We start from the raw sequence: 22,579 nt of genomic DNA on the forward strand, positions 1-22,579 counted from the left end.
CGCCCTCAGCGATCCGCCGAGTGTCACAGGAGGCTCATATGCCGACAACCGAGACGATCCGTTCCACCGCCAGCAATGGCTCCGCGCCGCCTTTCGCCGACATGCTTTCGCCCAAGCTCGCCTTTGGCGCGTGGCGATCCATGCTGTCGGCTTCCACTGCGTTCACGATCGAAGCGCTGCATTTCGGGAGCCGACGCCTGGAGGCGCAGGCTGAGTTTCTCGCGAACTTACTGACTTGCAAGGACGCCGCCCAAGCCTTCGAAAACCAGTCGAGCTTCATGCGGCGCACCTTGGAGGAGTATGGTCGCGAAACCGAGGCGATCGTCCAAAAGGTCCGTGACAGGTCATCGGATCCAGCCAAGGCCGCGTGAGGTCTAGTGGGAAGGCCTTCGTTATGAGCCGCGCCATGCACTCCTCGGCCGATGAGATTGCCGAACTGACCGACCGCGTCGTCTCCGTCGGCGGCGCGGTGGAAAAATTGGTCAAGCATGCAACTCTCGCGTTTCTTGACGGCTGCGCCCTCGAGAGCGTGCGGGTCGCCGACAAGCGGAACCAGATTAGCGAGACGGAGCTGGATTTAGCCGACTTCGCGCTCACGCTTTTGGCCCAACGGGAACCTTCGCCTAGCGATGTTCGGGCCATCGTCGCATCTCTCGAAATCGCCGACGCTTACACGCGGATAGCTGACCTCTGGATGGAGATCGCGTCGCGTCCGCAATTGGCGAAGCTGCTTCCGGAATTACCGGAGCTAGACAGGGCATAGGCAGCGCTGTTGGCGATGACAGCAAATCAGTTGCAAATCGCCGGCGGCGCTCTGCGAAGCTTTGATGCGGGTCTCGCTCGCACCCTGTCTGAAAGGGACCACGCGGTCAAAATGGCCCGGGCTGAAGTTCTCTTCGCCGCTGCGCGAATGCTGAGGCTCACGCCCCGCACCATGTACACCGTCGTCGACGCTTTGGCGTGCGCGAGGAACTTGGAGCGGATATCCACATATGCCACGGTGATCGCCGGCGCGATTGTCTTCATGAAGACCGGGCGAGAAAAGAGGACCGCGGACCACGCCGCCAGACCAGCTGGGCGGCACGTCGCCGAAGCGGCATGAAGGCGATGGTCCTGCGAGTTCGCGGAGCCTCACTCGCGCTCGAAGAGCGGCCGACGCCAAGCCCCTCGTTCGGCGAACTCCTGGTCCAGATCGAGGCGTGCGCCGTTTGCCGCACCGACCTTCATGTCGTCGACGGCGATCTGACGGAAGGACCGGTTCCCATCACGCCAGGGCATGAGATCGTCGGGAGGATCGAGACGCTGGGGCAAGGCGTGGCGGACCGCCGCCTCGGCGAGCGCGTTGGCGTTCCTTGGCTGGGCGGCGTCCGCGGCGCTTGCGGCTACTGCGCGAGCGGGCGCGAAAATCTCTGCGACGATCCAACTTTCACGGGCTACACGCGCGACGGCGGATTTGCGACGCACGCGCTGGTTCGGTCGGACTTCGCCTTTCCGCTCGCGGGCTACGACGATCCCGTCGCCGCCGCGCCCCTGATGTGCGCCGGACTTATCGGCTGGCGATCGCTCCGCGTGGCGGGCGACGCCCGACGGATAGGGCTGTTCGGTTTTGGAGCCGCGGCTCATATCCTTGCCCAAGTCTGCGTCTGGCAGCATCGCGACGTCTACGCATTCACCCGGTCAGGCGATAACGCTGCGCAGGATCTTGCCCTATCGGTCGGCGCCAAATGGGCCGGCGCCTCCGAAGACAGCTGTCCGCAGGAACTGGACGCCGCAATCATCTTTGCGCCGGTGGGGGCGCTTGTGCCTCTCGCGCTCAAGACGGCGCGCAAAGGAGGGCGCGTGGTCTGTGGAGGGATTCACATGACGGACCTGCCTCGCTTTCCCTACCGGCTGCTTTGGGGAGAACGAGCGGTGCTGTCGGTCGCCAACCTGACCCGCCAGGACGCCGCTGAGTTTTTAGCGATCGCTCCGATGGCCGGCGTCCGAACAGTCACCAAGCGTTATCCGCTCGACCATGCCAACCAGGCGCTTGATGATCTTCGCGCAGGCCGAGTTCACGGCGCCGCCGTCCTGGTTCCTTAGGCGCGATGCTGCAGCCATCACAAATGGCGAGCGATCTTGCTCCGCGGTCCCCCACGGAGGGCCCCGCCGGCGCGCATCGCGCCGCGTCAAAGGCGGACGCTATGGCCGGTCTCATTGGGTATCCCGGAGCGGTTTAGCTATCGGCATCCGCACTGTCGGAGTCGCCGAAAGTCAGCGCCTCGACCGAGATCAGATGGCTAGACACTCGTCCCGGTCGCCAGGGTTATAGGCTTCGCTTTGCGCCGTTTCGCCACCAGATACCAACCGCCGGCCAGCATTGCCGCGGCCAGAGCAACGGTTTCGATCGCGGCGGACGGCGCGGCGACCTTCAGCAAAGAGCCGACAGCTGGAACGTAAAGCGCCGCCCCGACGACGACAGCGGCGGCGGCGACAACACCATAGAACGGCATCCTGTGGGGCTGGACGAAGCTTTGGCCCGGAACGGACAATTCGGCATACGCCATCGACAGGTTTCCCACGATCAGCATGGAAGAAGCAGGCCGCGAGCTTGCTCCTCCGGCAGACCTGATCGAAGGGCGAGGGCGAAGCCGGACAGCGTGACTGCGAGCACGACAAGCCCCTGAAACAGCCCCCGGCTTACGTCTTGCCATCCGAACAGAGATCGCGTGGCCGGACGGGGCGGTCGTTCCATGATGTCCGCGGCCTCTGGCTCGGCCTCGAACACGATGGAGCACACCGGATCGATGATGAGCTCCATCAGCACCACGTGCATCGGGAAGAACGCCGGCGGCAGGCCGATCAGGATCGGCAGCAGAGACAGCCCGGCGATCGGCACGTGTATCGCCGTAATATAGGTCATCGCGCGCCGTAGGTTTTCGGAGATGCGCCGGCCCAGCCGAACGCCGTTCACCACCGACGCGAACCGATCGTCGAGCAGCACGATGTCTGCGGCCTCCCTCGCGACATCGGCGCCGCGTTCGCCCATCGCGATTCCGATGTGGGCCGCGCGAAGAGCCGGCGCGTCGTTCACGCCGTCGCCAGTCATGGCGACCACGTCGCCGCTCTCCTTCAGGGCGTTGACAAGCGCGAGCTTTTGGGCCGGCGTCAGTCGCGCGAACACCGAGGTCTCGGCAGCCCGCAAGGCCAGCTGGTGCGACGTTAGGCGAGCAATGTCCGGGCCGGACAGAACGTGGTCTTCAGACGTGATTCCAGCGTCGCGTGCGATCGTGGCCGCGGTCAGAGCGGCGTCGCCCGTCATCATGATCACGCGGATGCCCGCCCGCTAGCAGACCGCGACGGCGGCCGGGCATCATGATCACGCGGATGCCCGCCCGCTGGCAGACCGCGACGGCGGCCGGGACCTCCGTTCGAACCGGATCTTCGAACCCGATCAGACCGCGAAAGATGAACGCGAGATCGTCGATATCGACGAGCGCCGACGCTTGCGCCCGTTCCGCCTCCGCGACGCCCAAGGACTCTGAGGCCTCGGCGCCCCATGCCTTCAGCGACCCTCTGAGCTTGATCGCGCGCCGCCGGAGAGAGCCGGCACATATCGTAGACCGTCTCGGGCGCGCCTTTGGCTGCTGCGATGACTGAAGCAGAGCCGGGACTGATCCAGTCTTGGGCGAAGACCATCCGACCCGTCTTGAGCGGAAATACGGCCCCGAGACGCTGATCCGGCGAGACGGCGTCTTGCGCTCCCGCGGCTTCGGCGATGGCCCGGTCCATCGGATCGATTGCAGGAATAGCGCAGGCGAGGGCCGCCGTGCGCACCAACGATGGGTCCGGCTGGACATCAGGAGCCGTCCTCGACGGGAAGGGTCCACCGCCGGCCCAGCCTTCGGCGATGCACATCCGGTTTTTGGTGAGAGTGCCGGTCTTGTCGACGCACAGGGCGGAAACGGAGCCGAGCGCCTCCACGGCGGCCGGCCTGCGCGTCAGGACCTTCTGGCGCGACAGCCGCCAAGCCCCGAGCGCCAGAAAGATGACCAGCACCATGGGAAACTCTTCCGGCACCAAAGCGATGGCGAGCGTGAGGCCTGCAAGGCCGCCTTCAAACCATTGGCCGCGGAGAAGTCCATAGGCGATCGCAACGACGGCGCAGAACCCCAGCGCGGCGACGCCCAGCCTCATGACGAGCCGATTGGTCTGAACCTGCAAAGGCGAAGGCGTCGTTTCGATCGACGCCAGGGACGCGCCAATGCGGCCCAGATGCGTCGCGCGACCGACGCGCGAGACCTCGATCGAGCCCTGTCCTCCGACGACCATCGCCCCTGCGAACGCCGCGGCGACCGCGGACCCTCGGGGCTCCATAAGAACCGCAGCCTGCCGTGCGGCGTCGTCCAAAGCGGCGGTCTTCGTGACTGGCGCCGATTCTCCAGTAAGCGCCGACTCGTCGACGCGAAGCGGCCCGCCTTCAATCAGGACCCCGTCCGCCGGGACACGGTCGCCCTCGAGGAGGATGACTAGATCCCCGGATACGAGATCGCGGGTTGGGATGCGCGCCACCGCGCCGTCGCGCATCACCTTGACCGTCGGCTCGGCGAGGGCCTTCAGCGCGTCGAGCGCGTGTTCCGAGCGCACCTGCTGAACGACGACGAGTCCAATCGACAGTCCGGCAGCGGCGACCATGATCGCGCCTTCGGCATGGTCGCCGACAGCGAAATACAGGCCGGCCGCGCCTGCCAGAAGGAGGAACATTGGTTCGCGGATCACGCCCAACGCGATCCTGAGCGTGCTTCTGTTTCGACTGGGCGCTTCATTCGGCCCCAAGGTCTGCAGACGAACCGCGGCTTCGGCGCTTGAGAGGCCACGCCCACGCGACAGAGGCGGCTGCTGAGCCGCACGATCCGGTGGAGCTGTTCCGTTGGGTTGGGCTGGGTCATGGCGTGATGTCCATCGACAGGACGCCAAGCTTCCTTGATCTGGGAACGGAGATGTTTGATCTCGATCAGAGCGCTGCCGCAGGACCGGACGTTTGATTGATCCCGAAACCGGAGGTCCGCGCCATGCTGAAGATCGCAAACATCAAGAACGTGCTGATTGCGCTGAATGAGGACGGCGATGGACGTCCGTCCGACGCGCTCAGCTATGGACTGGCGCTTGGGAAGGCGACCGACGCCCACGTTTCCGTGCAGGCGGCGTCGGTCAAGCTGGACATCCCCAGCGCCCACCGCTCCGCCGTCGTTGCAAGCTTGGTCCATCAGGAAAACCGACGCCTTCAGGAGCTTACCCGGAGGATTGCAGAAAACTCGCGCGCCGAAGGCGCCATGGCCGGCGTGATATGCGAAGTCGACGCGCCCCAGTTGACCTACGTGGAACTGAAAGCAGCGGCCTTGGCCCAAGCTCGCGTGAACGACGTCGTCGTCGTCGACGCAGATCCCAGCGCAATGACGGTGGACGGCGGCCTGCTCCGAGCGCTCGTCTTCGAAAGCGGGCGGCCCGTGGTCGTCGTTCCTCGAGGCTCGGATACATTCGCCTGCGACCGCATCGTCGTGGCCTGGGACGCAAGCGCGGCTGCGGCCCGGGCAGTCGCCGCCGCCCTGCCCTTCCTCAAGGCCGCTACGAGCGTGGAAATTGTCTGCTATGTCGGCGACAAGGACGTTCCCCGCAGCGCCGCAGGAGCGGATCTCGCCGTCGCGCTCGTCCGCCACGGAATAAACGCGACCGTCAACGAGCTTCCTGCGGGGAATGACGTCGGCACGCGTCTGCGTGGGCAGGCGGGCATCTATCGTGCGGACCTGATCGTGATGGGCGCCTTTGTCCACTCGCCGATCCGCGAATGGATTTTCGGCGGAGTTACGCAGGAGATGCTGAAAAATAGCGCCACGCCGCTTCTTGTGGCTCGTTGAGAACCGAATAGCGAGCACCGACCGCTTAGCCCGATCCAAGCTCCTCGAGCCGAGACGGGTTCAGAATTCTGATCCCGTTCGGCACCACAAGGAGGACGCGTTCGCGGCCGAGCCTCGAAATGACGCGACTGACTGTTTCGAGCGTTAATCCCAGATAGACCGCCAGATCTTAACGGGTCATGGGCAGCGGTATCGTCACTGCGCTGGCGCCCAGGCGGATCAGGCGTTCGCGCATTGTGACAAGGAAGGACGCCATCTTTTCATCGGCGGAACGGCGGCCCCGCAACACCATATGATCCTGCGCCACGGTCAATTCATGAGTGGCGGCCTCGTGAAGCTTTCTAAGCAAATGAGGCTTCGCGACGACGAACGAGACAAAATCGATCCTATTGAACCGACACTCGTGCACAGTATCGATAGCGTCAGAAGAATAACCGTTACGCTCGCTTAGAAAAGACCGATGAAATCTCCAGGCATCATAAATCCGACAATCTGTCGCCGCCCGTCAGGCAAAAAACTTGTACAAACGGGCCTATCCGATGTTACATCGTAAACTGACGATGCCATCTCATCTTGGAAAGACAACATCTATTTTGGATTGAAGCATACTTTTTTCTTAAGTAACTTGAGTAATGCGAGGCCACCGGAATCCAACGCATCGCGTACGCCGCCGCCAGGAGCCGAATAAGGCATTTGAACAATTTTCGGCAGACCAGCAGCCGAGTAATTACCAAAATAATCTCAGACCGATGTTAATCATATTAATTGTAAAAACTTTACTATTTTTACTACTTTATTAAATATGGCTAGAAACTTAGGTCCCCTTTCCCTACTATCTCAAATTCAACGAGAACGTAGTCACACTGCGATCATCACCAGCCAGCGCCTCAAAGCCAAGCTCGCGGCACATCGCGGACATCTCGGCGTTTTCCTTGAGCACCTCTCCGCGCACCGTCGCCACGTCTTCCGCCTTCGCCCAATTCAGCACGAGGCGCATGAGAGCCCAGCCGATTCCTCGGCCCTTCAGATTGCTTCGAACGAGAATGGCGAACTCGCCGTCTGTTCGATCGCCGTTGCAGTGGAGGCTGACGACGCCAGCCGCTTCGCCCGCGGCGTCGAGAGCGACGAAGGCGATGGCGCGCGCGTAGTCAAGATGAACCAGCTGCGTCAGAAACCCGTGCTCGAGATGGCGAACCGGCGCAAAGAAGCGCAGTCGAAGGTCGTTCGGCTCGACCGCCGTCAGGAACCGGCCAATGAGCTCTTCGTCCTCGGCGCGCAACGGCCGCACCCCGTAAGCTGCGCCGGACGTCGTTTTGAGCGATCGCATCCAACCCGACGGATAGGGCCGGATCACCACTCGGGACGCTCCGGCGGCGGCGATCGCAACGCGCGCGTCCACGGCCAGCACGCCTGCTTCGTCCGCCAGCAATGGGTTGAGATCAATCGATCGGATCTCCGGGCAGGCGGAAGCCAGCTCGCCGAGCGCGATCAGCACGTTTTCCACGCCAGCGCGGTCGGCTGCGGCCACGTCGCGGTATGCGGCGAGGGTTCGTCCGACATCGGTCTGGTCGATCAGGTCGGAGGCCAGCGTCCGATCCAGCGGCGGCAAGCCGATCGCCGTATCGCGGTAGATTTCCACGCCGACGCCGCCGCGCCCGAACAGAATGACGGGGCCGAACGTTGGGTCGTCGGACAGGCCCGCGATCAGTTCGCGCGCGCCGGGGCGCTTGACCATCGGCTGCAAAAGGAAGTCTGCGTCGTCGGCGTCGGGTCGCGCCAATTGCACTTTCGTCAACATGTCGTTCGCCGCTCGAGCGACATCGGCAGGCGTTTCGAGACCGAGGCGAACGCCGCCTACGTCGGATTTGTGGATGATGACCCGCGAACGGATCTTGAGGACGACGGCGTCTGCGCCGCGCAGGATCTGGCGGGCGGCTGCGGCCGCCGCATCGGGGGTCGCCGCGGTCACGCTCTCGACCATCGGCACCCCGAACGCTTTCAGAAGCCGGCTCGTCTCGATCGGGTCGAGCCAGGCGCGCCCTTCTGCGACGGCGGCGCGGACGGAGGCGGTCGCGGCGGTGGTCGCAGGGGCATCCGGAAGAATCGCCGCGGCGGGCGTAGCGTTCAGCGCAGCCTGCGCGCGCCGGTGACGGGTCAAATAGCTGAAAGCCGCGACGGCGTCGCTCTCGGTGTCGAAATGGGGAACTCCAGCTTCGGCGAAAAGCCGGTTGATCTCTTCGCCCGCGCCAAGCCACGAGGCGAAGACCGGCTTCGGGGGCGAGGAACGCGCTCTCGCCGCGGCGATCGTCGCGATGACGGCCCGCGCGGTCGCCTCTGAGGACGCCAACGCCGTCGGAACGTCGAGGGCGACGACGGCGTCGACCTGTTCGTCTCGGAGCAGGGCGTCGAGCGCGCCGGCGAAACGCGCCGCATCGGCGTCGCCGATGACGTCGACGGGGTTGGAGCGCGACCATGTGCTGGGAAGCAGTTGATCGAGCGCGATCAGGGTGCGGGGGGAGATCGCGGCGACCGCGCCGTGAGCGTCGAGATGGCGATCGATCGCAAGGACGCCAATCCCGCCGCCGTTTGTGAGGATGCCCAACCGATCCCCCCGGTCGAACTGACCGCGGCCGAGCGCCTCTGCGGCGACGAACAGCTGATCCAGATCCAGGACCCTCAAAAGCCCCGCGCGCCGGAAGGCTGCGTCGTAGACGCCGTCAGCGCCCGCGAGGGCGCCGGTATGGGTGGCCGCCGCCCTGGCGCCTTCGGCGTGCCGGCCTCCCTTGACCACGACGACCGGCTTGACGCGCGCGGCCGCGCGGGCGGCCGACATGAACTTGCCGGCGTCGGTGATAGCTTCGACATAAAGCAGAATCGCGCGGGTCCGGCCATCGCCGGCGAAGTGGTCGAGGCAATCCGCGACATCCACGTCGAGGGCGTCTCCAAGGGACACAACAGCGGAGAAGCCAAGCGCGCGTTTGGTCCCCCAGCCGACGAGGGCGGCGGCCACGGCCCCGGACTGGCTAACGAGGGCGAGATCGCCTTTCAGGCACGGGCCCGCCGAAAAACTTGCGTTGAGGCCGGCTGACGGCGCGAGGAGACCAAAGGCGTTCGGGCCCAGAAGCCGTAAGCCATGCGCCCTGGCCGCCTTGGCGGTCGCCTCGGATTGCGAGCCTGGGCCGCGCGACAGGCCGGCGGTGAGGATGACCGCGGCCCCCGCGTGGGCCGCCGCCGCCTCCGCGATCACAGCCGGCACGACCCCCGGGGGCGTGCACACCACGACGAGATCCACTGCGCTGCCAATACCCGCGAGCGTGCGCACGCACGCGGCGCCGGACACCGTCGCATGGTTGGGATTGACCGGAACGATGCGTCCGGCGAAGCCGCCCGCGGCCAGATTGGCCATCACCGCCCGACCCAGCGAACCGGGCCGGTCGCTTGCGCCGACGACCGCGACAGAGGCCGGCCGAAAAAGCCGGTCGAGCGCAAAGCTGCTCATTTCAATGCGACATGAACAGACAGTGTTTCGACGTCTCCAAGAGATCGCGCGTCACGCCGCCGAAGAGCCACTCGCGGGTGCGGCTGTGACCGTAAGCCCCGGAGACGATGAGATCCGCGCCGATGTCGTCGGCCTGATCCATAAGGTCGTTCGCCACGGTCTCCAGCTGTCCGGAGTGGACTGAGGCGTGGGCCCGCACGCCGTGCCGATCGAGCCATGCCGCGACGTCCTCAGCGCCGGCGTCGCGAAGCGCCGGCGTCGCCGCTAAGATGACCACCTCGTTCGCCTTCTTCAGGATGGGGAGCGCGTCACGCACCGCACGTCGCGCTTCCCGCGTATCCTTCCAGGCGACGACGACCTTATGAGCCGCGAGATAGTCTTTTTCCGGCGGCACTACGAGGATCGGCCGGCCGCATTCCAGCGCGATCGCGCCGGGGCGAACCCCCAGCGCGCCATCTTCGATGTCGTAGCTCGCGCGCCGTCCCACCACCACGAGGTCCGCGGCGCGCGCCTGCTCGATGAGGAACCGTTCCGGGTCAGTGACGCAGGCGCGCCATTCAGCGTCGTTGCGCGAGCCGACGACTGCGTCAAACGTTCGTCGCGCCGCACGCAAATCTCCCTCGACGCGGGCCCGCTCTTCGTCAGAGACCGAGGCCGAAATATTGACGGCTCCTTCCGCATAAACTTCCAGAAGCTGCTGCTCCGCTGCGGCTCCGACGAAATATGCGCCATACCGCTCCGCGAACTGGGCCGCGAGCCGTCCTCGCGCCTCGGCATAGGGCGTAAGATCGAAGTGCACGAGAATGCTGGCGAAACCGGCGCCAACTTGCGTGGAGTTCATGAGCCGCTCCTCCTGCGATCTGAGCCCCGAGCATCTTCAGATCGCTCCCGAAAGCTTTGATTTCGATCAAAACTTGAGAGTCACGCCCCATGACATGGCCAGCGGCCCAAATGAAAGAAAACGATCACGGCCAGCACGAAAGCTCGCATTGGCAGCACTCCGAACAGGTTCCGCCGGTAGGCGGCATGGCCGACAAGGCGAAAATGCCTACCTTTCAACCAAGTCCGACCGTCCGCTCCTACCGCGAAACTATCATTTGCTGAGCACCGCTCTAAGTGTTGGGGTTTGGATAAACGGAGCCCGCAGCTGCTGCTCGCGTAAGGCGGGCGGCTCTGTCCGTTCACGGCGTTCGCCGACAACGACGGCGTCGACCTTCTCGTGCTCGACAAGAAGACCCGACGCGTTCCCGCGCTTCAGGTCAAGGCTCGGAGAGCGCGGGACGCGTCGACTGGAACCCTTTAGTTCGACGTAGGGCTCAGGACCTTTCAGAAGCACTCGGACGCTTTGCTGATTGCGATCCTGTTCGATCAGAACGGGGCTGGGGGATTGGAGCGGCTCTGGCTGATCCCGTCGCGCGAACTTTCCGGAGGCGGGAAGCGAGGGGAGGAGAAGATCAGCATTCGCCCGAACCCCTCCCCGACTTCGAAGGATCGGTATGCCCTCTATAGTCACCAAGACGTGCGCTGCGACGAGGCCGACGCGCGGTTCGCGGACCCGTTGCGCCATCACGGAGGCGATGAATGCGGCGGGATGAGATCGCCGACCTCGCGGCCTTCGTGGTGATGGTGAGAATTGACGAGGCCTCGCCGACCGACGCCGATTTATGGCGCGGTCGGCGTTCCTCTGACCGCTCTAGCGAAAGCGGACACGCTGCCTCCAGAGCGACGCGTTCGCCCCGACGTCGGGGATTAAGACCGTGCGGCCGTGACGACCACCTCGATCAGAACGCCCTTCCCGAGCTCGGCGACGCCCAGCGTCGCGCGAGCCGGCAGATCGTCCGCCGCGAGCCACGCGGTCCAAGCGTCGTTCATCTCCTTCTTCAGGCTCATGTCGGTCACGTAGAGCGTGGCCGAAAGCAGCTTCGTCTTGTCCGAGCCGGCCTCCGCGAGCAGCTTGTCCAGCTTGCGGCAGATGTCGGCGGTCTGCTCGCCCATCCCTTGCGCCACGTCGTCGGCGATCAGGCCGCCGAAATAAATCGTGCCGGCATGCTCCACGAAACGGTGCATGATGGGGGTCTGGACGGAACGCTTAATCATTGGATCTTTCCTTTACTGAGCGAGGAGGAGCCGTCACACCGCCGCAGACCGGGCGAAGCGATTGATGGCGAAGGGGCTGATCGGCAGGTTGGTCCGGCCGCCGACGATCAATTCGGCGAGGATTGAGCCCACGATCGGACCGAGCTGAAAGCCGTGCAGGGAATAGCCGAAGGAATGGAACAGGCCGGGCTCCCTGGAGCTGGGGCCGATCACGGGCAGGCCGTCGGCCGTGCGCGCCTCGATCCCAGCCCAGGCGCGCACGACCTGCGCGTCGCGCATCACCGGGAACAGGTCGCGGACCGTGCGCGCGTTTTCCGCCAGCTTGCGATGATCGACTAGCGTCCGGTCGCGATCAGGATCCGCGCGGCCGAGATAGCCGCCGCCGATCAGGACCGTGCCGTTTGCGAACTGCTTGAAGGAGAGCGTGCGCGATATCGCGCCGACGACCGGCGCGAGGAACGGCGGCCGCCGCTCGGTGATCATCAGCATCGGCGCGACCGCCTCAACGGGGACCGGCTCTCCGAAGGCGGCGGCGAAACGACCGGCCCAGGCGCCGGCGGCGTTCACGACGACCGGCGCCGAAAGCACGCGTCCGTCCGCGAGCGTTGCGGTCCAGAGCTCCCTGTCGCGCGCGAGACGCGCGACCGCGACGCCTTCCAGGATCGTCGCGCCGAGGCGTTCGGCCTTGTTGCGGAACGCCTGCACGGTGCGAAAGGGCAGCGCCGCCCCATCGTCGCGCGACAGCAATCCGCCGACGCAGTGCTCCGAGATCGCCGAGACGCGGGCGCGAAGCTCGTCGCGGTCGATGACCTCCTCATGGTCGAAGCCCGCGGCGAGCAGCGTCTCGCGCCGCGCGCGGCATTTCTCCAGATCGGCCTCGTCCTCGGCGATCTTGATCTGGCCGTGGCTCTCGAAGCCGCAATCGTCGTCGGTCAGGTCCTCGATCCGGCGCCAGAGCTCCATCGAGGCGACGCTCAGCGGCACCTCGGGAAGAGCGCGGCCTAATCGGCGCACGCCCCCCGCGTTCACGCCCGAGGCATGGCGACCGACATAATCCTTCTCGACGAGCGTCACGGCGACGCCCCGCATGGCGAGATGGAGCGCCGCCGAGCAGCCGTGCAGGCCGCCGCCGATCACCAGAACGTCCGGCGCGGCCATCGCGTCAGCCCCTGACAACGGCCTTCAGGTCGTCCTCGGTCTGGTCGAGCGTCGCGATCTCCGCGAGAGTGATCGGCTTTACAGGCGAGCGCAGTCGGTAGTAGCCGATTTCGGCCGGCGACACGCCGCGCTCGTCGGCGATCGTCTCGGCGACGGTGAGGCCGCACAGACGGCCCTGACACGGTCCCATGCCGCAGCGCAGGAACGACTTCAGCTGGTTGGGACCTGCGACGTTCAGGCTAGAGACCGCCGTCCGGATCTGCGCTCCGGTGACCTCCTCGCAGCGGCAGGCGATCGTGTCGCCCTCGCAGGTTCGGAACGACTTGGCCGGACGATAGAGCGCGTCAAGAAACCCTCGGCCCCGGTCGTAACGCGCGAGCGCCTTGCGCACGGGGCGCGCGCGCTCCGCCATCCCCGTCTCGGAAAGCCTGCCGAGTGCGCGCAACGCATCGAGCGCCGCGATCCGGCCGCGCAGCGCCGCGGCTTCCGCGCCGGCGATCCCCGCTCCGTCGCCCGCGACGCTCACGCCTTCGACGCTCGTGCGGCCCCATTCGTCCGTCTTCGGCTTCCAGCAGAGCTGAACGTCGTCCCAGACGAGCTCGCAGCCGGCCGCGCTCGCCATGTTGACGTTCGGCGTGACGCCCTGATGCAGGAGGAGGTGGTCGGCCTCGATCGTCCTCGCTTCGCCGTTCGCGACGTAGCGCACGCGGTCGAGACGGCCGTCGCCTTCCGCCGCAAGCGACGTCACGCCTGAGATGATCTCGATCTCCCTGCGGACCCTGGCGAGGAGCTTCAGTCCCTTCGCGAGATAGGGGGAGGTTAGGAAGGCCGGCAGTTTGGGAAGAGCGGCCGTCCAGTTCGCCTTCGGCGTCGTGTCGAGAATGACCGAGAACGTCCGACCGGCGGCGAGCGACTGCGCCGCGATCAGCCAGAGCAGCGGACCGGAGCCCGCTAGAACGACGCGGCCCGTCGCCGTGGCGCCGGCCGTCTTCAGCAGAATCTGCGCGGCGCCGGCCGTCATCACGCCCGGCAGTGTCCAGCCGGGGATCGGGAACGGCCGCTCCAGCGCGCCGGTGGCCATAACAACCCGGCGCGCCGTCAGGAGGCGGGCGTGGCCGGCCTTGGACACGCCGATCTCGAGCTCCGGCGACACTTGCCAGACGGTCGCGCCCGGAAGATAGGCCGATCCGCTCTCGGCGAAGGACGAGGCGAGCGTCTCCCCCATCCAGTATTCGGCGCCGAGCACGTCCCTCCTTTCCTTCAACGGCGTCGCGCTGATCGCGCGGTAGATCTGGCCGCCGGGCGCGGCGTTCTCGTCCACGAGCAGCGTCTTCGCTCCGCCTTGCGACGCCAGCGCGGCGCAGGCGAGGCCGGCGGGGCCGGCGCCGACCACCACGAGGTCGTAGGCCGCTTCGAGATCGGCGACTTCTTCGATCGGAATCATCGGCCGAGCTCCCTCTTGCCGCGGCCGAGCTGCGTCTCGACGCTCATGCCCTCGCGCACGGGGACGAGGCAGGCCTGCCGATTGCCGACGCCGTCGATGGTGACGAGGCAGTCGAAGCAGACGCCCATCAGGCAGTACGGCGCCCGCGGCGCGCCCGAGACCGGCGTGGTCCGGCAGGTCTCGACGCCGGCGAGAAGCAATGCGGAGGCGACGGTGTCGCCTTCGCGCGCCTCGACCGCCTTGCCGTCGATCGTGAAGCTCAGGGCGTCGCCCCGGATGTCAGGCAGCCGCTGAAACATGGAATCTCCGCAGGCTAAAGTCTTCGAACTCGGACGGGAGCGCTCCGGCGGCGATCGCCGGCGCGAGGAACTCGGCGTGGGCGGCCGCGAGCGTCACGCCGCTGTGGCAGGTCGCGACGAAGCAGCCGGGATGGGCCGCGGACTGGTCGTAGATCGGGAAGCCGTCGCGGCTCATGACCCTGAGCGCCGACCACGTCCGCACGACGTTGAGGCCGCCGAGCCGCGGGAACATGCGCACCGCGCGGTCGGCCATGACCGACATGATCCCCTGCCGCATCGCGTCATGGGTGTCGGCCTCCTCCTGGCTGTCGCCGATCATAACGCCTCCCTCGTCGGTCTGGCGCACGGTCGAGACGGGGACGTCGAGGAACGGCTCGGTCTTCTCGGTGACGAGGAGTTGGCCGCGAAGCGGGCGGACGGGCACGTCCATGCCGACCATCGAACCGAGCCGCGCGTTGCCGAGACCCGCGGCGAGCACGATGCGGCCGGCGGAGAAGCGCCCGACCCTGGTCGCGAGTCCGAAGCCGTCGCCGCCGGGTTCGACCGCGTCGACGAGGGCGTCGGAGCGGTAGGTCCCGCCAAGCCGGCGGAACGCCTCGTGCAGCGCGCGGAACAGCTTGAGCGAGTTCACGTCGCCGTCGAGCGGCGAGAAGGTGCCGCCGGCGACCTCGGGCCCGGCCTCGGGGAGGCGGCGGCGGACCTCGTCGCCCTCGAGAACCTCGACCTCGGACGGTCCGACGCCCGGCTGGTTGTGGAGCCGCTGGATCATCGCGGCGCGGCGCGTCAGCTCGTCGTCCGACAAAGCGAGGTGGTAGCCGCCGGTCCGGCGGTGAAAGATCCGGAAGCCCGCGGTCTCTTCGAGCTCCGGCGCGAAGCCGACCCATGCGTCGGACGAGCGGCGCGTCCAGCCGGCGTAGGCCGGCATGCCGAGGCCCTTGTTCTGCACCCAGACCAACGCGAAGTTGCCGCGCGAGGCGCGCTTGGCGACGTCGCCCTCGTCCAGCATCAGCACCTTGAGGCCCTGCCGCACGAGCCCATAGGCGGTCGCGGCGCCGACGAGGCCGCCGCCGAGGACGGCGAAATCATAGTCTTGTCGCATCGTATGCATCGCCTTCTCAGCCGCGTCCCGGCCCGACCAGCAGCCGCTCCATCCCGAACAGGCGGTCGAGGACGGCCATCGCGACGACGGTGACGGCGATCAGCACCGCCGACACCGACGCGACCAGCGGATCGATGTTGTCTTGGATGTAGAGAAAGAGCCGGACGGGCAGCGTCGTCGTCTCGGGCGTCGAGATGAAGACGCTCATGGTGACTTCGTCGAAGCTCTGGATGAAGGATAGGATCCAGCCCGACAGGACGCCCGCCATGATCAGCGGCAGCGTGACCCGCCGGAAGACCGTCCAGCGCGAGGCGCCGAGCGAGGCGGCCGCGTTCTCCATCGTGCGGTCGATGCCCGTCGACGCCGTCAGGATGAGCCTGAGCGCGAACGGGAAGACCACGACGAGGTGGCCCGCGATCAGCGTCCAGCGCGACACGCCGAGCCCGGTCTCGTTAAAGAAGCGGAGCAGCGCGATCCCGAGCACGAGATGCGGGATCATCAGCGGCGACTGGAACAGGCTCAGCAACGCGCCGCGGCCGGGAAACCGGCTCCGTCCGATCGCGAGCGCGGCGGGCGTCGCGAGAACGACCGCGAGCGTGGAGGAGACGGCCGCGAGCCACAGGCTGTCGACGAACGAGCGTAGGAATTCCGGGCGGTCAGCGATGGCGTAGAACCAGCGCAGCGAGGGGCCTTCGGTCGGCATCGAAAGGTAGCCGTGCGACGTGAAGGCGACCACGCAGACGATCGCGATCGGCGCGACGACGAACAGCGTCACGAGCGCGTGGAAGACCAGCGCGAGCGGCCCGTTGCGGCTCACCGGAAGACCTCCGCGTAGCGCCGCTCGACGATCCGGTTGCAGCCGAGGATGATGACGATGTTGCCGAGGAGAAGCAGGGCCGCGATCGCGGCGCCGAGCGGCCAGTTCATCGTCGACAGGAACTCGTCATAGGCGAGGGTGGCCGCCACCTTCAGCCGGCGGCCGCCGATGATCGCGGGCGTCGCGAAGGCGGACGCCGCGAGCGCGAACACGATGATCGATCCGGACAATATCCCCGGCATGATCTGCGGCAGGACCACGCGCCGCACGATCGTGAAGGGTCCCGCGCCGAGCGAGGCGGCGGCGTTCTCGACCTGCGGATCGAGTCGGGTGAGCGAGGCCCAGACCGCGACGATCATGAACGGCAGGAGCACGTGGACCAGCGCGATGACGACGCCGGTCTCGGTCTGCAGCAGACGGAAGGGCGTGGAGATCAGGCCCGCCGCCATTAGCCCCTGATTGAGGACGCCGGTCGGCGCGAGCAGGAGCGCCCAACCGAGCGTGCGCGCGACGACCGAGATCAGCAGCGGGCCGAGCATCACCAGCAGGAACAGGCCGCGCCACGGCGCGCGCATGCGGCTGAGGATATAGGCCTCGGGAGCGCCGACTACGGCCGCGATGAGGGTCACGAGCGCCGATATGCGCAGCGTGCGGAGGAAGATTTCGCGAAAATAGGAATCGCTGAAGATCTCAGCGTAGTTCGCGAGCGAAAAATCGCTCCCGACGCCGGTATAGGTCGAGAAGGAATGCAGCGAGAGCAGAAGCGTCATCGCGAGCGGAACGACGATCAGCGTTCCGACCACGGCAAGGGCCGGCAGGTTCAGCGCGTAGGGCGCGAAGCGGGCGCCCTCCGGCGCGGTAGAGGCGGCGCTCACGCCGTCTCCTCCCGCTCCCGGGGCAGCATCCGCATGTCGCCGGCTTCCCAGGTCAGCGAGACGGCGTCGCCCACGTCGGGAAGGCTCCGGCCGCCGTTCTGCGCGAGCACGGCCACGGGGCCGGCCTCGCTGTCGACGGAAAGGAACCATTGGCTACCCTGGAAGACGCGCTTGCGCACGACGCCTTTCAGGCCGCCGTCGACAGAGAAGCGCACCCGCTCCGGGCGGACGGCGACCCGAACGTCGCCGGAAAGCGTGTTCTCCGGAACGCTCCAGCTTCGATCGCGCACTGTGACGGTCCCGCCGTCGGCCCGGCCCGCGAGCGTGTTCGTCTTGCCGAGGAAGCCGGCGACGAAGGCGGTCTCCGGCGCTTCGTAGGCCGTCTGCGGCGCGGCGATCTGCTCGACGCGCCCGGCGTTCATCACGACGACCCGGTCGGACAGCGCCATCGCCTCGGTCTGATCATGCGTCACTAGGATCGTCGTGACGCCGATCCGCTCCTGGATGTCGCGGAGTTCGCTCTGCATCTCCTCGCGCAGCAGCGCGTCGAGGTTGGAGAGCGGTTCGTCGAGCAGCAGCAGAGGCGGCTCGACGACGAGCGCGCGGGCGAGCGCCACGCGCTGCTGCTGGCCGCCCGACATGCGGCGGGGATAGCGGTCCGCGAAGCCTTTGAGGCCGACGAGCGCGAGCGCGGCTGCGACCTTCCGGTCGCGGTCGGCACGGCTTACCTTCTTCATCTCGAGGCCGAAGGCCACGTTTTCGGCCACCGTCATGTGCGGGAAGAGCGCATAGCTCTGGAAAACGACCCCAAGACCGCGCTTCGCGGGCGGCACGGCGGCGAGGTCGCGGCCCTTAAGCAGGATTCGGCCCGAGGTCGGCTCGACGAAGCCCGCGATCATCTGCAGCGTCGTGGTCTTGCCGCAGCCCGAGGGACCGAGCAGGGAGACGAATTCTCCCTGCTCGACTTCGAGCGTCAGGCCGTCGACGGCGACATGATCCCCGAACGACCTCGTCAGCCGGTCGAGCGACAGGAAGCTCATGAGGCGCTCCAGTGAAAAGGCGCGGCGGCGGCGTGGTGAAGGCGAAGGTCAGCGCTCGACCTCACGGGTCCAGCGCTTGTCCCACTTCTCGCGGATGGGATTGACGTAATCCCAGTCGATTACGCGGAGCTTGCCGACCTGCTCGGGACCATAGGGAATGCCCTCGGCCTCCGCCGGCGTCAGCACGGCGTTCTTGTTCACCGGCCCGTAGCCGTATGCCGTCGCCTGAATCTTCTGGATTTCGGGCGTCAGCATGTACTGGATCAGCGCCTGCGCCTCCGGCTCGGACTTGCCCGTCACCGGGCAGGCCATGATGCCGAGGGCCACGGCGCCTTCCTTCGGATAGACCATCTTCACGGGAAAGCCGGTATGCGCGAACGAGCTGATGCGCGCCGAACCCCAGACGCTCAGCGCCGCCTGCCCGCTCTGGAACAGCGAGGTCATCTGCCCCGGGGACGCCTCGTAGGCGAGAACGTTGGGGCCGACCTTCTCGGCGAAGGCGGCGAAGCCCGGATCGATGTTCTTCTCGTTTCCGCCGTCGAGCTCGGCCTGCATGACGAGCGCGTGGAGGCCGTATGAGTTGTTGAGCGGGGGCACGACGAGCTTGCCGGCATATTTCGGGTCGCGCAGGTCGGCCCACGAGGTCGGGGCCGGCCAGCCCTGCTCGGCGAAGTACTTCGTGTTGTACATGAAGCCCGTCGCCACCATGCCGATCCCGGTCGCCTTGTTCCCGGAGACCTTCGCGGTGTCGTAGCGCTCGTCGTAGATCGGCGCCGGCGTGAGCTCCTGACAGAGACCGAGCGCGATCGCCTGGTACATCGGTCCGTCGTCCATCACGACGACGTCGATCTGCGGCTTCGCCTTCATCGCGACCAGGCGGGCCAAGCTGTCGGTTGAGTTTCCAGCCATGTATTCGATGCGGACGCCATGCGCCTTCTCGAAAGAGGGGAACACCTTCTCACGCATCATCTGCTCGTAGGAGCCGCCGTAACCCGCGACGTAGAGCGTCTTCTGCTGCGCGTTCGCGGGAACGGCGGATGCGGCCGTCATTAGCGCCAGAGGGGCGGATAGGGCCAAGCGCGTCGTCTTGCTCATGCTCTTGCCTCGTTTGCCGTCGTCTCCCTTTAGGAATTCGAAACTGCGACCATCAGTCAAATTCCGATATCAGGCCTTCTTATGCGCAAATGTTATATCGCCGCGCAGGTAGGCAGAAATGATCAACAATCGTCAGATCGAGGCGTTCAGAGCCCTCATTTTGAGCGGTTCCGCCACGTCCGCGGCCAATTTTCTCGGGATCAGCCAACCCGCGGTCAGCCGCCTGATTCAGGATCTCGAGCGCCGGCTCCGCATCAAGCTGTTCCAGCGCACCGGCGGCCGCCTGATGCCGACAGGCGACGCAATGACCCTTTATCGCGAGGTGGAGCGGTCCTTTGTGGGGCTCGACCGGATCGAGCGGGTGGCTACCGACCTGCGCGAACGCCGCGGCGGAGCGTTGCGGGTCGCCGCGCTGCCGGCGCTCGCAGTCGGATTTCTGCCGGAGCTCGCCGCCGACTTCCTCGCGCGGCGGCCGACGGTGGACATCGCCTTGCACGGAATGAACTCGCCCTTCGTGCTGGATTGGGTCACGAACGGCCAGTGCGACCTCGGGATCGTCGGGCAGCATTTCCAGCACGCCGGGATCAACGTTGAGATGCTTCCTCCCGTAGCCGCCGTGGCGGTCCTTCCCGGCGGCCATGCCTTGGCGGAGAAGGAGGTCGTCACGCCGGAAGATCTGGAGGGCCAGGATTTCATATCGATCGCTGCGCCCTCGCTGATCCGGTTCAAGTTCGACGTCGTGATGCAGGAGCACAAGGCGCGCCCGCGCGTCCGGGCCGAGACGCCGCTGACGATGATCGCCTGCGGCATGGTGGCCGCCGGGTTCGGATGCGCCGTGGTCGATCCCTTTACCGCGAAGCGCTATCGCGGCGGCAATCTCGTCGTTCGCCCCTTTCGGCCGATCGCCGCCTTCGAATGGGCCATCATCACCGCCTCACTCGCGCCGGAGTCGCTCATCGTCAGCGAGTTCACCGCCTCTTTTGTCGAAGCCTTTTCCTCCTACCGGGTAGGCGACTAACAGCCACGACGGACCAAGGACGAGAGGTGTCTTCCGAATGCTCATGCCAATCTCCTCTATCAAGCGTTGCCCATCAGGATGAAGCGGGGAGACGGGGCGGACCATTCCATTAGTTCTGAGGCCCGTCATGCGTCGCGATGTCGTCGCTCATCTCGGGCGGCCTACGACATCCGCGAACGGCGGGCCTGCGTCGCGACTGGCTTCGAGCGATCGTCGCAACACTCCCACTCGGCCTTGGGTCTCTTGACGCCAAAGGCCTTCGCTCACCAAGCTCAATACGCCCGAAAGGTCGCATCCTGAGCGGACCAGAGTCAGGGGCAAGACCACCACCCGCGCCGTACCATAGCTCGTTTGGGCTCGCCCATTGGGGTCGAAGTTTGCGCATGGCGAAAACAAATCTATTCGACGCCGGCGGCTCGGGATCGCCCGCTCCTCAGCCTTTGATCCAACTTCCATCTTCCTGCGCATCGATGGGGAGATTGAAGGTTTGAATGAAGCCCGCGATCATCCGGTAATAGCCAAGGACGATGATGGCGTCGCTCAGCTCGTGAACGGAAAAATGCCGTAGCGCGTGCTTGAACAAGACACCCGGTGCCATGCCCTTGACGAGGATGGCCTTCCCGAAACGCAGAAGTACGCGCTCGCCCTCGTTAAAAGCATCGGTGTCGTCGAGACGGTCTTCCGCGATGGCGATGAACTGGTCTTGGCGGACGCCTGCGGCCTGGGCGATGGAAACATGCTGTTCCCATTCATAGGCTACGCTTCCATGCGCTCCCACCAGCAACACGATCATCTCCTTGTGGTAGTCGGAGATGGTCAAGTCCCTGAAAATTGCATTCGTCAGATCGATGACGGGAATGAAAGTACCGACGCTGTAGCCCAGCATCTTGAAGAAATTTACCTTCGTCGACAGGCTCTCGAATTTCGCCCGAACGGCCTCGGGCAAAGTCGCGAAGTCCGGATACTCGATTTCGACCTTCGAGCTGATCTCATCGTTGTTTACTGGCGGGTTCGGCATGGGGCACTCCTATTACTGATGATTCAAGGTTGTCTGTGAATGACGGTGTTGAGAGACGACATCGGCCACGCTTTGAACGTTTGCGGACCACTGACCTTCAGGATCCGGGTCTGCATTCAGGCGGCGATGTCGTCGTGGAGGGGAACTCCCATCCTCTCCGACATCACCCGGCGGTAGGCGTCGATCGCCGGCGGGTATGACACGCCCTGGACGATCGACATCGCCCTTAGGTGGGCGAAGAGGTGGATGTCGTCCTCCGACAGTTCGCCGTTGACGGCGTCCGGCGAGCGCACGAGCGGCTCCAGTTGGAGGAGATGCGCGTTCGCCGCGGCGAGGAGCTCCGCGGTCTCGGCCAGCCTGTCCGCAAAGGGGCCGATGACCTTCTCCTTGTTGGTCGTGAAAAAGGCGCGGGCATCCTCCGTGGCGAACTCCGCCAACGGGGCGGCAATCCAGCGCGGCATTGCCAGACGGTAGAGCGTCTGGGACCCTTCCTGGATCCCACGGGTCACGTCCGGGTTGGTCGGCCCCACCAGGACGCGGGGCTCGGTTATGGCGTCGACCGCGCGGACGATGTCCATGCTCTCCGGTGTGTAACGCCCATCGTGCTCGAGGATGGGGGCCACCTTCCGCCCGACCATCCGCTCGGGCGTCGCGGCGTCGTCGTTCGCCATCACGACGAGCTCGAACGGCAGGCCCTTCAAGCCGAAGATCGCCCGCGCCTTCACGCAGAATGGGCAGTGGTCGTAGACGTAGAGCTTCATGCGTCGTCTCCTGTAGTCAGCGTAAGGTTCACGACGCTCGGGGCCGGCAGGTGTCGGGGAGACGGCCGACGTCTCCCCGACAGTATCAGCGCGTGAAGCCGTCGAAGGACGTCATGTAGATGGCGCCGAACCCGTCGAGCGTCGCCCGGATCTCGGGCGTGGTCGCTCCATAAACGAAGAGCTTCTCGATCGTCACGAGTTCGAGGAAGCGCTTGGCGAAGGGTGCGAACGTGTCCTTGACGTGCCCCAGGAGGTCGGGCGTGCGGTACCGCTCGATGATATGCGCCGCGGTCTGGTCGGCGTTCACGCTGTACTCGTAGCTGAGCGTGCCCGGCTCCTCGCGCGTCGCGGACACGATCCGGCCGACCAGCTCCTTGAACGTCTCAAAGTTCGCGGGATCCAGGGTCAGGTGATAGATGCAGACGGTTTCGTCGGTCATGTGACGCTCTCGATTGCAGGTGGTGG

23 protein-coding genes and 1 pseudogene are annotated in these 22,579 nt (G+C 65.9%); 6 read left to right on the plus strand and 18 right to left on the minus strand.

All coding sequences use genetic code 11. The features are described 5' to 3' along the window. Positions 1-38 precede the first annotated feature (38 nt). Genes K244_RS0110725 through K244_RS0110740 form a run of 4 tightly spaced genes read left to right on the plus strand, consistent with a single transcriptional unit; the run spans position 39 to position 2,082 of the window. Positions 39-371 carry a phasin family protein gene (locus tag K244_RS0110725; RefSeq protein WP_020186264.1) on the plus strand — a complete coding sequence of 111 codons (333 nt, stop codon included), beginning with the start codon at positions 39-41 and terminating at the stop codon, positions 369-371. Between the two features lie 23 nt (positions 372-394). Then, positions 395-763, plus strand: a complete 369-nt coding sequence (locus tag K244_RS0110730) for a PhoU domain-containing protein (RefSeq protein ID WP_020186265.1) — start codon at positions 395-397, stop codon at positions 761-763. A gap of 15 nt (positions 764-778) precedes the next feature. After that, the gene (locus K244_RS21835) at positions 779-1,102 is read left to right on the plus strand and encodes a PhoU domain-containing protein (RefSeq protein ID WP_024816442.1); all 324 of its coding nucleotides are present in this window, start codon (positions 779-781) and stop codon (positions 1,100-1,102) included. Continuing rightward, positions 1,099-2,082, plus strand: coding sequence for a zinc-dependent alcohol dehydrogenase family protein (locus tag K244_RS0110740; RefSeq protein ID WP_020186267.1), 984 nt, complete (start codon positions 1,099-1,101; stop codon positions 2,080-2,082). Before K244_RS21835 ends, K244_RS0110740 begins: the two co-directional genes overlap by 4 nt. Positions 2,083-2,279: 197 nt before the next feature. Here K244_RS0110740 and K244_RS23595 read toward each other — a convergent pair whose 3' ends face one another. The 4 genes and pseudogenes from K244_RS23595 to K244_RS24405 all read right to left on the minus strand — a co-directional run. After that, positions 2,280-2,570, minus strand: a complete 291-nt coding sequence (locus tag K244_RS23595) for a hypothetical protein (RefSeq protein ID WP_051460018.1) — start codon at positions 2,568-2,570, stop codon at positions 2,280-2,282. Next, entirely contained in the window at positions 2,564-3,304 is a 741-nt protein-coding gene (locus K244_RS22680; RefSeq protein ID WP_051460019.1) for an HAD-IC family P-type ATPase, read from the minus strand. The genes K244_RS23595 and K244_RS22680 overlap by 7 nt, the downstream gene beginning before the upstream one ends. Before the next feature lie 2 nt (positions 3,305-3,306). Then, positions 3,307-4,758, minus strand: a complete 1,452-nt coding sequence (locus K244_RS22685; protein WP_245259811.1) for a hypothetical protein — start codon at positions 4,756-4,758, stop codon at positions 3,307-3,309. Positions 4,759-4,770: 12 nt separating this feature from the next. Continuing rightward, positions 4,771-5,067, minus strand: a pseudogene (locus K244_RS24405) (cation-transporting P-type ATPase); the annotation flags it as partial. Here K244_RS24405 and K244_RS0110750 point away from each other — a divergent pair. Then, on the plus strand, positions 5,052-5,894 hold the full coding sequence (locus tag K244_RS0110750) for a universal stress protein (RefSeq protein ID WP_020186268.1): 843 nt from the start codon (positions 5,052-5,054) through the stop codon (positions 5,892-5,894). The pseudogene K244_RS24405 and the gene K244_RS0110750 sit on opposite strands and share 16 nt — an antisense overlap. 832 nt (positions 5,895-6,726) lie before the next feature. Here the strand turns inward: K244_RS0110750 and K244_RS0110760 are convergent. The 11 genes from K244_RS0110760 to K244_RS0110810 all read right to left on the minus strand — a co-directional run bounded on the left by K244_RS0110760 (position 6,727) and on the right by K244_RS0110810 (position 19,317). Continuing rightward, positions 6,727-9,393, minus strand: a complete 2,667-nt coding sequence (locus K244_RS0110760) for a bifunctional acetate--CoA ligase family protein/GNAT family N-acetyltransferase (RefSeq protein ID WP_020186270.1) — start codon at positions 9,391-9,393, stop codon at positions 6,727-6,729. A 1-nt stretch (position 9,394) separates the two neighbouring features. After that, positions 9,395-10,234 carry a universal stress protein gene (locus K244_RS0110765; protein WP_020186271.1) on the minus strand — a complete coding sequence of 280 codons (840 nt, stop codon included), beginning with the start codon at positions 10,232-10,234 and terminating at the stop codon, positions 9,395-9,397. A 908-nt stretch (positions 10,235-11,142) separates the two neighbouring features. Continuing rightward, positions 11,143-11,490, minus strand: a complete 348-nt coding sequence (locus K244_RS0110770; protein ID WP_020186272.1) for a RidA family protein — start codon at positions 11,488-11,490, stop codon at positions 11,143-11,145. A 33-nt stretch (positions 11,491-11,523) separates the two neighbouring features. Then, positions 11,524-12,648: an FAD-dependent oxidoreductase gene (locus K244_RS0110775; RefSeq protein WP_020186273.1), complete on the minus strand. Its 1,125-nt coding sequence runs from the start codon at positions 12,646-12,648 to the stop codon at positions 11,524-11,526. A gap of 4 nt (positions 12,649-12,652) precedes the next feature. Next, the gene (locus K244_RS0110780; RefSeq protein WP_020186274.1) at positions 12,653-14,092 is read right to left on the minus strand and encodes an NAD(P)/FAD-dependent oxidoreductase; all 1,440 of its coding nucleotides are present in this window, start codon (positions 14,090-14,092) and stop codon (positions 12,653-12,655) included. After that, positions 14,089-14,391 (minus strand): (2Fe-2S)-binding protein, encoded by a 303-nt coding sequence (locus tag K244_RS0110785; protein WP_020186275.1) that lies wholly within the window; start codon positions 14,389-14,391, stop codon positions 14,089-14,091. The genes K244_RS0110780 and K244_RS0110785 overlap by 4 nt, the downstream gene beginning before the upstream one ends. After that, positions 14,372-15,490: an FAD-dependent oxidoreductase gene (locus K244_RS0110790; protein ID WP_024816444.1), complete on the minus strand. Its 1,119-nt coding sequence runs from the start codon at positions 15,488-15,490 to the stop codon at positions 14,372-14,374. The genes K244_RS0110785 and K244_RS0110790 overlap by 20 nt, the downstream gene beginning before the upstream one ends. Positions 15,491-15,506: 16 nt before the next feature. After that, positions 15,507-16,307, minus strand: coding sequence for an ABC transporter permease (locus tag K244_RS0110795; protein ID WP_020186277.1), 801 nt, complete (start codon positions 16,305-16,307; stop codon positions 15,507-15,509). After that, positions 16,304-17,182: an ABC transporter permease gene (locus tag K244_RS0110800; RefSeq protein WP_020186278.1), complete on the minus strand. Its 879-nt coding sequence runs from the start codon at positions 17,180-17,182 to the stop codon at positions 16,304-16,306. Before K244_RS0110800 ends, K244_RS0110795 begins: the two co-directional genes overlap by 4 nt. Further along, positions 17,179-18,222, minus strand: coding sequence for an ABC transporter ATP-binding protein (locus K244_RS0110805; RefSeq protein WP_020186279.1), 1,044 nt, complete (start codon positions 18,220-18,222; stop codon positions 17,179-17,181). The genes K244_RS0110800 and K244_RS0110805 overlap by 4 nt, the downstream gene beginning before the upstream one ends. A 48-nt stretch (positions 18,223-18,270) precedes the next feature. Beyond that, positions 18,271-19,317 carry an ABC transporter substrate-binding protein gene (locus tag K244_RS0110810; RefSeq protein ID WP_024816445.1) on the minus strand — a complete coding sequence of 349 codons (1,047 nt, stop codon included), beginning with the start codon at positions 19,315-19,317 and terminating at the stop codon, positions 18,271-18,273. A 118-nt stretch (positions 19,318-19,435) separates the two neighbouring features. Here K244_RS0110810 and K244_RS0110815 point away from each other — a divergent pair, with 118 nt between their 5' ends. Continuing rightward, positions 19,436-20,335 (plus strand): LysR substrate-binding domain-containing protein, encoded by a 900-nt coding sequence (locus K244_RS0110815; RefSeq protein WP_020186281.1) that lies wholly within the window; start codon positions 19,436-19,438, stop codon positions 20,333-20,335. Positions 20,336-20,768: 433 nt separating this feature from the next. On the opposite strand, the gene K244_RS0110820 is transcribed toward K244_RS0110815, so the two are convergent. The 3 genes from K244_RS0110820 to K244_RS0110830 all read right to left on the minus strand — a co-directional run bounded on the left by K244_RS0110820 (position 20,769) and on the right by K244_RS0110830 (position 22,553). Further along, positions 20,769-21,353 (minus strand): hypothetical protein, encoded by a 585-nt coding sequence (locus K244_RS0110820; protein WP_020186282.1) that lies wholly within the window; start codon positions 21,351-21,353, stop codon positions 20,769-20,771. A 116-nt stretch (positions 21,354-21,469) separates the two neighbouring features. Next, positions 21,470-22,114: a glutaredoxin 2 gene (gene grxB / locus K244_RS0110825; RefSeq protein WP_020186283.1), complete on the minus strand. Its 645-nt coding sequence runs from the start codon at positions 22,112-22,114 to the stop codon at positions 21,470-21,472. Between the two features lie 85 nt (positions 22,115-22,199). After that, complete coding sequence (locus K244_RS0110830; protein ID WP_020186284.1) at positions 22,200-22,553, minus strand: antibiotic biosynthesis monooxygenase; 354 nt, start codon at positions 22,551-22,553, stop codon at positions 22,200-22,202. Between the last annotated feature and the right edge of the window lie 26 nt (positions 22,554-22,579).

This window comes from Methylopila sp. 73B (assembly GCF_000526315.1).
In the GTDB taxonomy this organism is placed as follows: domain Bacteria; phylum Pseudomonadota; class Alphaproteobacteria; order Rhizobiales; family Methylopilaceae; genus Methylopila.

Excerpts from the sequence above, each read along its gene's own strand:
- K244_RS0110810 (WP_024816445.1), bottom strand. The coding sequence starts at position 19,317 with ATGAGCAAGACGACGCGCTTGGCCCTATCCGCCCCTCTGGCGCTAATG.
- K244_RS0110770 (WP_020186272.1), bottom strand. The coding sequence starts at position 11,490 with ATGATTAAGCGTTCCGTCCAGACCCCCATCATGCACCGTTTCGTGGAG.
- K244_RS0110820 (WP_020186282.1), bottom strand. The coding sequence starts at position 21,353 with ATGCCGAACCCGCCAGTAAACAACGATGAGATCAGCTCGAAGGTCGAA.
- K244_RS0110790 (WP_024816444.1), bottom strand. The coding sequence starts at position 15,490 with ATGCGACAAGACTATGATTTCGCCGTCCTCGGCGGCGGCCTCGTCGGC.
- K244_RS0110730 (WP_020186265.1), top strand. The coding sequence starts at position 395 with ATGAGCCGCGCCATGCACTCCTCGGCCGATGAGATTGCCGAACTGACC.
- K244_RS0110815 (WP_020186281.1), top strand. The coding sequence starts at position 19,436 with ATGATCAACAATCGTCAGATCGAGGCGTTCAGAGCCCTCATTTTGAGC.
- K244_RS0110775 (WP_020186273.1), bottom strand. The coding sequence starts at position 12,648 with ATGGCCGCGCCGGACGTTCTGGTGATCGGCGGCGGCCTGCACGGCTGC.
- K244_RS0110725 (WP_020186264.1), top strand. The coding sequence starts at position 39 with ATGCCGACAACCGAGACGATCCGTTCCACCGCCAGCAATGGCTCCGCG.
- K244_RS0110785 (WP_020186275.1), bottom strand. The coding sequence starts at position 14,391 with ATGTTTCAGCGGCTGCCTGACATCCGGGGCGACGCCCTGAGCTTCACG.
- K244_RS0110760 (WP_020186270.1), bottom strand. The coding sequence starts at position 9,393 with ATGAGCAGCTTTGCGCTCGACCGGCTTTTTCGGCCGGCCTCTGTCGCG.
- K244_RS21835 (WP_024816442.1), top strand. The coding sequence starts at position 779 with ATGACAGCAAATCAGTTGCAAATCGCCGGCGGCGCTCTGCGAAGCTTT.
- K244_RS0110830 (WP_020186284.1), bottom strand. The coding sequence starts at position 22,553 with ATGACCGACGAAACCGTCTGCATCTATCACCTGACCCTGGATCCCGCG.
- K244_RS23595 (WP_051460018.1), bottom strand. The coding sequence starts at position 2,570 with ATGCTGATCGTGGGAAACCTGTCGATGGCGTATGCCGAATTGTCCGTT.
- K244_RS0110765 (WP_020186271.1), bottom strand. The coding sequence starts at position 10,234 with ATGAACTCCACGCAAGTTGGCGCCGGTTTCGCCAGCATTCTCGTGCAC.
- K244_RS0110805 (WP_020186279.1), bottom strand. The coding sequence starts at position 18,222 with ATGAGCTTCCTGTCGCTCGACCGGCTGACGAGGTCGTTCGGGGATCAT.
- grxB (WP_020186283.1), bottom strand. The coding sequence starts at position 22,114 with ATGAAGCTCTACGTCTACGACCACTGCCCATTCTGCGTGAAGGCGCGG.
- K244_RS0110780 (WP_020186274.1), bottom strand. The coding sequence starts at position 14,092 with ATGATTCCGATCGAAGAAGTCGCCGATCTCGAAGCGGCCTACGACCTC.
- K244_RS22680 (WP_051460019.1), bottom strand. The coding sequence starts at position 3,304 with ATGATGACGGGCGACGCCGCTCTGACCGCGGCCACGATCGCACGCGAC.
- K244_RS0110750 (WP_020186268.1), top strand. The coding sequence starts at position 5,052 with ATGCTGAAGATCGCAAACATCAAGAACGTGCTGATTGCGCTGAATGAG.
- K244_RS0110740 (WP_020186267.1), top strand. The coding sequence starts at position 1,099 with ATGAAGGCGATGGTCCTGCGAGTTCGCGGAGCCTCACTCGCGCTCGAA.